The following is a 12,104-nucleotide window of genomic DNA, read 5'->3' as shown; positions in this document are numbered from 1 at the left end:
ATTACTTAAAAAGTAATTCTATAGTATAGAACGGAATCCACTGCTGAATTAAGTCTTACCAGAAATCAGCATGCAGAATTCTGTTTTACACACTATTCCGGATGCTTGTTTGTCATACAAAAATGTATGATGAACACTGCACTTGGGTATGATTATAACGCATTTTTAGTTTTGGGGTAAGTTCTGTAAAACAGAATTAACACTTATAAACACTGAATTTCAGTCAAATGCAGAATTTACCTTTTCTTTTAACGTTTTGAAAAATTTTTAGTAAATGTATTAAAAATAAAAGGCTTCGCATGGATTCACCCATGCGAAGCCCCATCTTTGTTGTGGTCTTTTCATATGTAGTCTTAGGTGTTTTGGATATTTAAAAGCAATTACTGGCCGTTTGCGTTTGACCAGATCTTGTACTCTACGTTAGGGTTAACACCCTTTTTCTCGAAGAGCTCACTAACTGTAACGAAGGTATATCCCTGATTCTTGAGTCCTTCAATGATCTGAGGAAGAGCCTGTACAGTCTGAGAATTGCCCTGGAAGTCGTGAAGAAGGATGATCTGTCCGTCTTTTGCTGCGCCAAGAGCATTGTTAACTCTCTGCTGAACTGAGGTGCTGTTCTCCCAGTCATTGATAAGCGTTCCCTGAATAAATGGATAATCAATGTTCTGATACATGGTGTTGTTTACAGCAATGTAAGGTGGCCTGAAGAACTTAACATCAACACCGACTGAATTCTTGATTGCTGAAGATGTCCATTCCATCTCATTTCTGATGTTCTGAGCACTCATGTTTGTCATATCCTGATGTGTGTATGAATGGCTGGCAAGTTCACATCCCATTCTTACCTGTCTCTGCATGATAGAAAGAGTGTTACTGTTTACATTCTGTCCGATAAGGAAGAATGTTGCCTTTACACCATATCTCTCAAGAATATCGAGAACATCGCTTGTTGTGCTTGATGGGCCATCGTCAAATGTGAGAGCAATGAGCTTCTCGTTTCCGCCGTTACCCTGATTGCCGCCCTGATTTCCGGTGTTTCCTGCTGACTCATTGCTGCCTGCATTGTTTCCACCGGCACCTGCGCCTTCAATCTTGAAGTAGTCAATGTACGCATCCCACTGTCCATCATCTGCCGTAACAACAAGTTCTACAGTCTGCTCTCCCGTTCCATGGTTTACATTCTTAATTGTGTACTCAGCCGGATATGGTCCGCCATAGTAGAATGTTCCCTTGGTCTCGCCACCGATCTTGAGGTCGACCCTTGCCATGTTGTCGTTGTTCGAGCAGGCACGAAGTGTAAAATCATGAGTTCCGTATGCAAAATACTGTGAGTAGGAAACTCTGTCGTTGTTGCCGTAAAGAGCTACGCCATCGAACGGATTGTTGATGTTTCCTGTGTACTGACCGGCTTTTGACATGGATTCGCACTGAACGATATTGTCACCGCTCTGAGCCTGTCCACCTGCGTTGCCTTCGTTACCACCCTGATTGCCGGTGTTTCCTGCCTGGTTGCCGCCTTCGTTACCGGCGTTGCCACCCTGGTTGCCTTCATTGCCGCCCTGATTGCCGCCTGATGACTCGTTTCCGCCGACACCTGCACCACCGATCTTCAGATAGTCAATGTTAGCATCCCACTGACCGTTATCTGCTGTAACAACAAGCTCAATTGTCTGATTGCCGGTTCCGTGGTTTACATTCTTGATCGTGTACTCAGCCGGATATGATCCGCCGTAGTAGAATGTTCCCTTGGTCTCGCCGCCGATCTTAAGGTCGACTCTTGCCATATTGTCGTTATTTGAGCATCCGCGAAGTGTGAAATCATGAGTTCCGCTGGCAAAATACTGTGTGTAGGAAACCTTATCGTTGTTGCCGTAAAGAGCTACGCCGCCAAATGGATTGTTGATATTTCCTGTATACTGTCCACCCTTTGTCATAGACTCGCACTGAACGATAGTCTCATTTCCTGATGTCTGGCTGCCTGTGTTGCCGCCCTGATTTCCACCCTGGTTACCTCCCTGGTTTCCACCCTGGTTGCCACTCTGACCGGATGATCCGCCGATTGTCATATTGTTCTTATAAACATTAGCAGAACCGCTGCTCTGATATCCTTCAACGTTGAGAGCTGCTTCATAGATGTTTCCCATTCTCATGCCCATTCTTTCCCAGGCCTTGAAATGCTCTGTTACGTTGATAGTGCCGCTTGTTCTTCTCTCTGTACGAACGCTGAAATACTGTTGGAATGTGGTATTGCCCTGAATTGAAGGCTGATTTACACGAGTTGTCTCGTATACATCATAGGTTCCGCCATCCACATAGATCTGACCCTTGGGAGATCCTCCCGGTGGACGCCATGAGCCCCAGCTGTCTACGATGTAAAACTCTACAAGTGGACTTGTTGTCCATCCATAGACGCAAAGATAAGAATTTCCGTTTGGATGATAATCACAGCCATAGTCAAAAGAGATATTTCCTATCTGCTGATATGACTGATTGCCACCAAACTTTTTGCCCTTTCTGAAAAGGCAGTTGTTGATGTTACTCCACTGACAACTGAATGTTCCCCCTCCATTAAGTATCATGCTTGTGTTTCCGCTGTCCTTCCACAGCTCGTAGTCGTAACCGTCCTCTGTTCCGGTCTTGTTCTCGTAGAGGGTCGTCGCTGCCTGAACCTTCATTGAAGGCGCAACAAGCGATACACCCATGAGGACAGCCATAACTAATGCCTTGATTCCTCCTTTTTTCACCAAAGTACCTCCTCTCTTTTTTATGCCACAACAAAAGGTGAATAAATAGGTATGTACTGATACTTTAATGATAGCTGATGCACTTTGATGAATTAATGTATTTCCTTTACTTTGTTAAGCACTTTTTTTACTTTTTTTACATATTTTTAATATTTTCTTAATATTTAGTTTCAAAAAAGAGGGCTGACAAAGCCCTCTTTACTGCATAAAACCTATAGACATCATCAAAATCTATATTTTCCTTTGTGGATCAAACTCTTAATAATATAAAAAAGTACCTCAGGTATCCATAGAAGATACACCATGCCCAGATAAATCATAAAAAAGAAAGGCCCTAAGTCATCTGCCATAGGAAAAAACCTGCCATGTAATTGATAATAAACCACGTGGTAATGATTAAATATCATTAAATGCAGGTATGCACCGCCGATCAACGCAACCAACGCCTTAAGTGAGCCCATCACACTTTCTGCCTGTTTGCAATATCTACTGATCACAATGGCTACAAGCATTCCGACTGCTGCAATATAAATAAAAAAGAATCCTCCAAAAACGATGTCGGGTAAGAAGTCGGGTAAAAAGTCATCCCAATAAAAGCTGATATATTCTATCACAGTAAAATACGCTGCCTCTACTGCACCTCCAAGCAATATTGCATAAACAAACTGCAAAAGTTCTTTATTTTTGGTCTGCTTCATTTTCTCTCTCCCATTTAGAGTATTGCAATTTCTATATTGTACACATCTACGACCTGAAGTATGTTGCATTTTAAGAGGATGTTGCATCAGTAATATATAATCCATATCTGCTTTTCGCTCCGGACTAGTGCATAACATCATTCATGATTACTGTCCCTGGCGAACTTATCTCCGGGACAGTAAGAAAATATTTATATTGTATAAGCAACAAGCCATAATCTTAAGGTGTTTTAAATATAGAAACAGTGATATCATTGTACTGTTTGATTTCAGAACAAAGAGGAGAACATATGAAAAAAACCACTATATTCATATTATCTATGGCCATGATAGCAGCCCTTACAGGATGCGGAGCACCTGTTGCAGATATGGAGCCCGAAAAGATATCTCAGGAAGCTATAATCCCGGAAGAGAAAGCAACCGAGCAGGATCAGGCTGATTCATCGGTCAAGACCACCTTCGATGACCCTTACGATGCCTTTCTGGCAGGAGAAGGGACTCTCAGCTTTAAATATTACAAGGAAAATATTCCGGAAGATAAGTACCTCTCCTATGAAGACAGGCTTATCGTGTGCTTTCCGGAAGATAAGGAATTCACAATAAAAGAATTCAGGGATTTGATCACAGATACCCTCCACAGCGATGACTACCATGCAGTCTCTCCTGTTGACTCTTCTTTTGAAATAGATAACATGAGTTATGCTTTCCTTGATTGCGGTGCAGATGGCAATAAAGAGCTTGCTATCAGAGTCAAAGGGCCTTTTGTCGATCCTGATAGTTACATCACTTTTATAGTAAAAGAAATTGATGGCAGTCTTCAGACTATCTATGCCTTTGCAGAATGGTCAAGAAGCGGGACAGATATAAATGAATACGGCGTACTAAACGGATATGGAAGCGGTGGTGCTACTGTTCATGGCTGGGATGAGTCTTTTATTGGCGCTGACGGTAAATACTATTTTGGATACTCGTATGAAGAGCAGTCTGAATTGGAGGACTTCTCACGCTACCACGAACATGATGAATATGATTACTCATCTCTTGAAGGAAAAATATGCGTCTACACCCTGAGAATTGTTCCTTACAGCGAAGAAACCAGAGACGATGAATATTATTCTTATGCTGTTTATGACAGCAACTATGATGAGATGGATATTCCAAATCTGTATACAGACAGCCCATATCAGAAACTAATGGACAGCCACAAGGACATATCATTCATTTCAATGGATGAAATGGACAAGATAGCTTCAGATAAAATAAAAGAAATCGGAATAACAGATAAGATAAATCACGGAAAGCCTCTTGAATATACGGAGATAGACTTCGACAAGGAATATGTTCACGATAAATCCGCTGACAGATACAGAACCACATCAACTATTCAGGAAGAACTCGCCCTGATCGAGGAAAGATCTGAAGAATATGAGACCGCAGAAATCTTTAACCTGCCTCAACAGCAGGCTAATTATGAATCCTTCTATTGGTACCAGATGTGGGATGGTGAGTTGAATGACCTGTGGAGCAGAATAACAGACAAGATTGATGAAGACAGGAAACAGACACTTCTCGATGAACAACGTGCATGGATCAAGAGAAAAGAAGCCTACATAGCCGAGGCAGGAGCCGATTTTGCCGGTGGTACTATGCAGCCGTTTCTCGAGAATTGTGCAGGAAAAGAATACTCAAGAAAGCGCTGCTATGAACTTGCAGAAATCCTCGCCGATTTAGACGGCGAAGATTTCGTGATACCTGATGCTGTTGCCGAGAGTTACGCTGATGTAGATATTCCGTAAAAAAGGGGTGAACCATCGTTCACCCCTCTATTACGTCATCATATCTCAATTACAGTAAATGTATCTCTCTTCTTTTTTGATTCATAAAGTGCCTTATCAGCTGTGGCGATCATATTATTTACAAGCTCAGTTCCGTATGCCCCGCCGAAACTCATGGTGATCTTGACTTCCGGATGATTATCAATAGAAATCTCTTTTACTGCAGACTTTAATTTTGAAAGTTTGTGCTCCAGATCTTCCCTGGTAATATCAAAGAATACCATCATGAATTCATCGCCGCCGTAGCGAATGACAACATCATCTTTTCTAACAGACTGTTCCAGCATTTTTGCAGCCTTCTTGATTGCTTCATCACCGCCACGATGTCCGACCGTATCATTGACCTGCTTGAACAGGTCGATATCAGCCATGACTACTGCCATGCATGGTTTAAACACGAGCTTATCATCCAGAAACTTCCTGTTGCGGATTTGGGAAAGAGAATCCACATAGAGCTCTGTCTCAAATTCAGAGATCATCTTCTGCTGAGCCAGGTTCTGAAGCTTGGCATCTGTGGTATCTATACAGCCATAAACGATATGTGCAAGACTTCCGTCTTCACCCCGATCTCCAACCATGAAGACACCGTTAAACCAACGGTTTGCGCTTTCACTGTAGAACTCCATGCTTGTTGATCCATGTTCTTCTATAGCAGCAAGAATAGTGTCCTTATTTAGCCAGTCAAATAGGCTCTGGCGGAAGCTCTCTGCCACTGAAGCGTCAACATTATTCTTGAGGAACTGTATAGCATCCGGATCCTTAGGCACCATCTCAACATATTCATTGGTGCTTATCATTCTGTAACTCATATCGCTGACATCGATAAATAAAGAGAAATTAAAGACCTTACCGATGGCTTCAATAATCTTTAAATGCTCTTCGAGCTCCTGCTGCGCTGTGATATCACGGTAGCACCCCATGTAGATTTCCAGTGAGCCGTCATCAGAGCGTCTTATAAATCTTCCGGCTCCGGTAACCCAGATGATATTACCGTCTTTTTTCTGCATCCGATATGTGGCGTGGGTAATATCCGGCAGTTCACGATGCATTTTTACCGAATCCCAGAACAGCCTGACTATTGCATCCCGCTCTTCAGGGACAAGAGTCTTTACCCAGCTGTCAAATTCATTGGGCAGATCCTCCAGGCCGTCATAGCCCAGCATCTGCCTGGTCTCATCGTTGAATTCAAAACCGGTCATGTTCTCATCACGATCAAATGTACAGAAATACATACCGGCTTTTAATCCATTAGCGAACATGTCCTCTCTGATCTTGGCAATTCGATATTTGCTGTTTGCAGCATCAATCCTGTTGTTACACTCTATTATGATCTCACGCTGTTCTTCCGGATAGGCAGATACATCAAATAAGGGCTCCAAATCATCTATTTCAACACTGTCTTCAGCGTTAAACTGGCCTATACCCTTATTAATGCTATCAGCTACAGAACTTTTATCCATTATGACTCCTTCTACGCTGTCACTATAGAGTGACATTATGTACTATATATCAATTATACTACATTCGTAAAATTTTAGGACAAAAGCCTTGGTGTAACTGCCGTAAGGCTGCTTAAGATGAATATCAAAGCCATGCATGTCCATAACCTGTTTGACAACCGATAATCCCAGACCGCTTCCTGTATGCTGGGAACGGGAATCTTCGCCTTTTACAAAGGGTTCGAAGAGCTCATCCTCAGTTTTTTCCATCTGAACTCCTGAGTCTGCAACGGCAAGGAATTCCACACCGGGAGCCTTTTTGATAATAAAGCCTGCCTTTGTGCCTGAAGGATTGTGACGGATGATATTAATGATCAGATTTTCTATGACTCTTTTTAAGTGAAGTTCATCAGCGCTGATAAAAAAGGACTCTTCCGGAATATCGATATCTACGTCCATTCCGGCTCCTTCAAGGTCGGGATATAAGCTCGCGATTGTCTCAGTAAGCAGCGCATGCAGATCAATCTTTTTTCTTGTAAGGGAAAAGCCTTCGCTTCCTACCCTCACATATTCAAAGAGCATAGTTATCAGTTCTGTCATTCTTTTGGATTTGGCGGCAATTGCAGTCAGATACTCGGTTTTCTGAGCCTCATCTTTTACCATACCATCTGTTATTGCATTTGCATAACCGCCAATGGTCATAATGGGCGTTCTGAGATCGTGAGCAAAATCAGAGAGCATGAGATTTCGCTTTGCTTCATAGCTCTTTCGCTCTTCTGCTCTCTCTTTTTCCAGAATTTCAACCTGCCTTGTGACCATACGTGCATATATCAGTATTCCCACAATGATGGGAAGCATTACCAGAAGCAGTGAAAAGAGAATCAGGACAATAACAGTGGATGTTTCCAGCGCATTAAACACGAATGCGCTGTTACCGGTTATGAGTCCCCATATAAAAAAGGGAATACTGCCGATAGACAGCGAGGATAGACCCGGCTGTCCCATCAAAAAGCCTATGAAAGGGAAAATAATTTCATTCAGAATTATAGTAAGAATCAGTTCGATCGCTACTACAATTACAAGAACAAGAATAAGGTGTTTGATCAAGAAACTTTTGAATTTATCCATAAAAACATATTCCCCGGATTACTCTTTTTCCATACGATAGCCAAGCCCTCTGACGGTCTTGATATAAGCAGAAGGATCCTCACTGAGTTTGGACCTGAGTTTGCTGATAGCGACCATGATATTGTTGTCCGCTACAACATAGGTATCTCCCCAGACGTATTCATATATCTTTTCCTTGGTAAAGACTTTACCGGGATTCTCCATGAACAGTTCCATCATCTTAAGCTCGTTGGAAGTGAGCTCTATTTTCTCATCTCCGCGATATAAGATGCACGCATCTGTGTCGAGTCTGAGATCCAGGAGTTCAATAAGTTTGCCGGATTCGGGCTCCTTATCTCCTTTAAGTGCATGGAATCTTCTGAGATTGGAGCGGACTCTTGCCACGGCCTCCAATGGATTAAATGGCTTTATCATATAGTCGTCTGCTCCCAGGTCCAGTCCAAGTATCTTATCCGGATCAGTGTCTTTTGCTGAAATGATGATAACAGGAATGTTATTATTCTTGCGCATCTCTTTGAGCACATGGAAGCCATCCATTTCCGGCATCATGACGTCAAGCAGGCAGAGACTTATGTCTCCGCCTGCAAGTATATTTAAGGCTTCCTTGCCATCGCCTGCTTCTGCTACTACGTATCCTTCATTTTCCAGGTATAACCTTAATAAACTTCTGATTTCAGCTTCATCATCTGCAATAAGGATCTTATCCATCAGTTATTCTCCTCAACAACAAGATTACCATACTCAAGTCTCTCATAAAGAGCTGCGTTTGTCATGCATCTGTATGGAGTCACATAGAGGATTCCAAGAATTCGTGCTGTAAGAAGTGAAAGGATCTCCCATCCGATAAAGGAAAGGTCAAGCACGAAAGCTCTCCACTTCTGTCCTTTCATAAGCTCTTTACTCTTTGCAAATACTTCTTTTGTGGGCATCTCCGGGTGATCAGCAAGAATGTATGGGATCATACGGTACTCATAAGCCTTAATGATGCCGGGAATGATAAGCAGAAGTGACCAAAGAATAATATATAAATCTCTTAAAAAAGCAGTCTTAACATTATTGAGGTAATTGTGGTCAAACGCATATGTTATCTCACCAATATTAGCCTTCTGGTTCAGATTTCTTGTAAAAAATCTTTGGCAGCCAACTTCAATCGGGTTGAGTATAAATGCGTTAACTGCAAGTGAAACACCTACTGCTATAATTCCGATCAAGAAAACGAAAATTCCTAAAGCCACAGCTGCACCTGTCGGTATCTCGAAATCCGAAACCTTATCGGAAAACTCTTCAATTTCATCTGCTGCGGAATCAGACTGGTCAATTGTCGATTCTATGGCCGGTTCGTTTTTATGATTAGTGCCTCTTCTGCCACCTACTCCTGCAACGGAACCGGCAGCTCCTCCAATCAATACTACGAGAATCAGACTTACCAAAACCGTCTTCCAGTAGTTAAGCATAAATGCTTTTTTACCTTTTTCCTTAAGTTCTTTTCTTGTCCACATACTTTTTTCCTCCGTTTATGAATGTGCTGAATGTGTTATTGTTTTCATTCGGTGTTGTTATCTTATGAACCAAGGATAACAGGCTAACCTTTCTGCCAAACGAAAAGAACCTTAACAAAACCTTAACACATTCATAAACTATCATTCCTGATCAGTCATTATTGGTTTTATGGATTTTCTCCACTTGACTCTGGCACCGACTTTGAAATTACCGAAGTCTCCTGAGCCGTCTATAATGTCAGAAAGCGCCTGCATTGCAAGGAAGCCCCTCTCGTAGTTGGGGACGCACACTGTAGTAAGCCCGAGGTACTTGGACATTATCACGTCATCAAAGCCGCAAACCGAGATATCTTCCGGAACTCTGATGCTGTTCTCCTGAAACTTCCTGATGGCTCCGATGGCCATGAGATCGTTGGCGCAGACCAGAACCTGCGGCATCCTGGGCTGTAGCATGATAAGCCTTGCAGCTGCCGCGCCGCTCTTTTCTGTCCAGTCACCCTCGAATAACAGATTTCTGTCAAAAGAAATATCGTTTTCCTTCAGTACATCTCTGAAAGCTCTGTATCTCTCCTTATTGTCGTCTGAATCGATGCCTCCCATAAAAGCAAAAGAAGTAAAGCCCGAAGAAACAAGCTTTTCAACAAGAGCTCTCTCACTCTCGTAGTTGGCTGTGACCAGGTTTTTAATGAGCTTGTGAGGCATCTGCCTGTCCAGAGTAATGATCGGAATCCCTTTATCTGCGATACTCATGATCGTTGAGTCATCCGTGCTCCAGTCCATTATTATGCATCCGCATATACTGTCAGAATCCGCATATTTTGCGAAATTCTCCTTGGTACATATCAGGAGATTGAAATCTTTTTTTACAGCATAATCACTGATTCCATGGAGCACATCAAAATAGAAAGGCGCATCAAAATCACTGAAGTTGATGGCTACTGTGTTTTTCTTCCTATTGCCCACAGTCGCCTCAGACTTTTTGTGAACATACCCCAGTTCCTTGGCGGTTTCAAGAATCCTGTCCCGTGTTTCCCGCCCCACATTATTCTTGTTGTTCAAAACATTTGATACGGTAGTCGGAGATACACCGCACCTGCTTGCTATATCCTTGATTCCGACCATAGTAAATTCCTGCCTTCCCTACTGTATTGGTCTATAACTCCCTGCGGAGCTCCGCTGAGGCTGTCCTTCACTCCTGATTTTTCTTTTTCATCCATCTTTCCCATAAAACGCCTCCCATTCATATTTACAGCTTGGGTTCCAGATGATCCAATCGTATATTCCATTATCGTTAAGAGCTCTTATTTGTTCTTTTACTTCCTCTGCCCCGTATTGCCTATACTTCTTTAAGTACGAAGCAGTAAACCCCTGAAGCCAGGGACGAACTCCTGCCTGGGGTCTGTTTCCTAACGGATTAACTGTTTCAAGCTCTCTCTTTGAATACTTCATTGCAGCATCAATAGTTTCATATGGGTAAAGATCCGGATAGTCGTTTCCCATTGTCCCTTCATAATAGTGAGACGGATACACCATTGGCGAAAGATACTCGCTATTCATGGACAGCCACGAATACTCCTGTCCAACTATATTTCTGTCAACCTTAGAGTTTATCACAGTTCCAAAAACATCAAGCGAAAGCGGGATGCTGTTAGTCTTTAACTCTGCATGAGCTTCTCTGACAAATTCATAAACCGCTCTTCGTCTTCCGTAACCATTAGTACCTATGTCTTCTTCCGTAATTCCTGTCGGAAAGCGGACATAATCATACTGGATCTCATCAAAACCAGCTTCTTTACATTGAAGTGCGACTTCTACGAGATACTCTTTTGCCTCTTTATTCCTGGGATCCATCCAGTTAAAGCCCTTATTATCCTCATATATCTCACCGGATGCTGTCTTTAGCATCCAATCAGGCTTTAGCTCATCAATATATGGATCTCTGAATGCAACACATCTTGCAATGACATATATGCCATGATCATGCAGTTCATCTATAAGCCCCGGCATATCCTTTATAAGGATGTTTTCCGTTCCGAGCCCATCTATCAGCTCTGAGTCCATGTCGTAGACAATGTTTCCTTCATCATTTTTAACGTCTATGACAACAGCATTTATGTCAGTCTCATCTATATGCGTGATCATCTCATCCATCATGTTCTTGGTTCCTGCAACATAGGCACTTACATATATGCCATGAATCGGTGCCGGTTCTGTCTGCTCCTCTTGTGCATAAGAAACATTAGAAAATGTCATAGACAAACACACAATCATCATTAATGAAATTAAAAACTGTTTTATCATTACTCTTTTCCACTTTTCTTGCAATTAAAAAACACAGATCTCAAAAAGATTTTACAATTCCCACTTCATTAATGCAAAAAAATAGCCCCCACCGTATGGTGAGGGCTCAGACTGTAGACAAAGTGGTCCTGAGGGCGTAGCTCTCTGGACCATTTTTCTTATGTTATGGGGATTTTGTTCAGAACAAAGGTCAGAAACAGCCTATATCAGGCCATCTCTAACCGCCATTCATGCTTGATCCTTGCAAGCTTTTTCAGATTCATACACGCAAAGGTAAGCGCGACCTTCATTTCCATACGCGCCTTGCCATACATCTGTGTATATCTGAATCCGTGGTTTTCTTTGGCGGTCCCAAAAATTCTTTCTATTGTTTCTTTGCGATGGGAATAAAGATCTTTCATTCCCTCTGTGTATCTGATATCATCGCATACTTCCATGTAGTCTTCCCAGATATGACGAG

Annotated in this window: 11 protein-coding genes; 1 reads left to right on the top strand and 10 read right to left on the bottom strand. The window is 42.3% G+C overall.

From position 1 onward, the window contains the following. Positions 1 to 380: 380 nt before the first annotated feature. A complete protein-coding gene (locus G590_RS21220) occupies positions 381 to 2,744 on the bottom strand; it encodes a glycoside hydrolase family 11 protein (RefSeq protein WP_022766971.1) in 2,364 nt (787 codons plus the stop codon). Positions 2,745 to 2,968: 224 nt separating this feature from the next. Continuing rightward, positions 2,969 to 3,442, bottom strand: a complete 474-nt coding sequence (locus G590_RS0117685) for a hypothetical protein (RefSeq protein WP_022766970.1) — start codon at positions 3,440 to 3,442, stop codon at positions 2,969 to 2,971. Positions 3,443 to 3,732: 290 nt separating this feature from the next. On the opposite strand from G590_RS0117685, the gene G590_RS0117680 reads away from it, so the two are divergent. Continuing rightward, entirely contained in the window at positions 3,733 to 5,238 is a 1,506-nt protein-coding gene (locus tag G590_RS0117680) for a lysozyme inhibitor LprI family protein (RefSeq protein WP_022766969.1), read from the top strand. Positions 5,239 to 5,276: 38 nt separating this feature from the next. On the opposite strand, the gene G590_RS20935 is transcribed toward G590_RS0117680, so the two are convergent. The 8 genes from G590_RS20935 to G590_RS20150 all read right to left on the bottom strand — a co-directional run. Next, positions 5,277 to 6,737, bottom strand: a complete 1,461-nt coding sequence (locus tag G590_RS20935; protein WP_022766968.1) for a sensor domain-containing diguanylate cyclase — start codon at positions 6,735 to 6,737, stop codon at positions 5,277 to 5,279. Between the two features lie 42 nt (positions 6,738 to 6,779). Then, positions 6,780 to 7,844 carry a sensor histidine kinase gene (locus G590_RS20930; RefSeq protein WP_022766967.1) on the bottom strand — a complete coding sequence of 355 codons (1,065 nt, stop codon included), beginning with the start codon at positions 7,842 to 7,844 and terminating at the stop codon, positions 6,780 to 6,782. A gap of 18 nt (positions 7,845 to 7,862) precedes the next feature. Continuing rightward, complete coding sequence (locus G590_RS0117665) at positions 7,863 to 8,552, bottom strand: response regulator transcription factor (protein ID WP_022766966.1); 690 nt, start codon at positions 8,550 to 8,552, stop codon at positions 7,863 to 7,865. Next, positions 8,552 to 9,343 (bottom strand): DUF975 family protein, encoded by a 792-nt coding sequence (locus G590_RS20160; RefSeq protein WP_022766965.1) that lies wholly within the window; start codon positions 9,341 to 9,343, stop codon positions 8,552 to 8,554. The genes G590_RS0117665 and G590_RS20160 overlap by 1 nt, the downstream gene beginning before the upstream one ends. Before the next feature lie 141 nt (positions 9,344 to 9,484). Then, positions 9,485 to 10,465, bottom strand: coding sequence for a LacI family DNA-binding transcriptional regulator (locus G590_RS0117650; RefSeq protein WP_022766963.1), 981 nt, complete (start codon positions 10,463 to 10,465; stop codon positions 9,485 to 9,487). Then, a complete protein-coding gene (locus G590_RS21780) occupies positions 10,444 to 10,569 on the bottom strand; it encodes a hypothetical protein (RefSeq protein ID WP_022766962.1) in 126 nt (41 codons plus the stop codon). Before G590_RS21780 ends, G590_RS0117650 begins: the two co-directional genes overlap by 22 nt. After that, positions 10,553 to 11,596 carry a putative glycoside hydrolase gene (locus tag G590_RS20155; protein WP_196802522.1) on the bottom strand — a complete coding sequence of 348 codons (1,044 nt, stop codon included), beginning with the start codon at positions 11,594 to 11,596 and terminating at the stop codon, positions 10,553 to 10,555. The genes G590_RS21780 and G590_RS20155 overlap by 17 nt, the downstream gene beginning before the upstream one ends. Positions 11,597 to 11,850: 254 nt before the next feature. Next, positions 11,851 to 12,104: transposase (locus G590_RS20150; RefSeq protein ID WP_442852343.1), on the bottom strand; the 254-nt coding region annotated here is incomplete at its 5' end.

The organism is Butyrivibrio sp. XPD2006, from assembly GCF_000420865.1.
Lineage (GTDB): Bacteria > Bacillota > Clostridia > Lachnospirales > Lachnospiraceae > Butyrivibrio.
The sequence above is the reverse complement of the archived record's forward strand: the minus strand, read 5'-3'. Positions and strand labels throughout refer to the sequence as shown.

What these genes read in the sequence shown, in the direction of transcription:
- G590_RS20155 (WP_196802522.1), bottom strand. Translation starts at nt 11,596, where the DNA reads ATGACATTTTCTAATGTTTCTTATGCACAAGAGGAGCAGACAGAACCG.
- G590_RS20930 (WP_022766967.1), bottom strand. Translation starts at nt 7,844, where the DNA reads ATGGATAAATTCAAAAGTTTCTTGATCAAACACCTTATTCTTGTTCTT.
- G590_RS20935 (WP_022766968.1), bottom strand. Translation starts at nt 6,737, where the DNA reads ATGGATAAAAGTTCTGTAGCTGATAGCATTAATAAGGGTATAGGCCAG.
- G590_RS0117680 (WP_022766969.1), top strand. Translation starts at nt 3,733, where the DNA reads ATGAAAAAAACCACTATATTCATATTATCTATGGCCATGATAGCAGCC.
- G590_RS20160 (WP_022766965.1), bottom strand. Translation starts at nt 9,343, where the DNA reads ATGTGGACAAGAAAAGAACTTAAGGAAAAAGGTAAAAAAGCATTTATG.
- G590_RS0117650 (WP_022766963.1), bottom strand. Translation starts at nt 10,465, where the DNA reads ATGGTCGGAATCAAGGATATAGCAAGCAGGTGCGGTGTATCTCCGACT.
- G590_RS0117685 (WP_022766970.1), bottom strand. Translation starts at nt 3,442, where the DNA reads ATGAAGCAGACCAAAAATAAAGAACTTTTGCAGTTTGTTTATGCAATA.
- G590_RS0117665 (WP_022766966.1), bottom strand. Translation starts at nt 8,552, where the DNA reads ATGGATAAGATCCTTATTGCAGATGATGAAGCTGAAATCAGAAGTTTA.
- G590_RS21780 (WP_022766962.1), bottom strand. Translation starts at nt 10,569, where the DNA reads ATGGGAAAGATGGATGAAAAAGAAAAATCAGGAGTGAAGGACAGCCTC.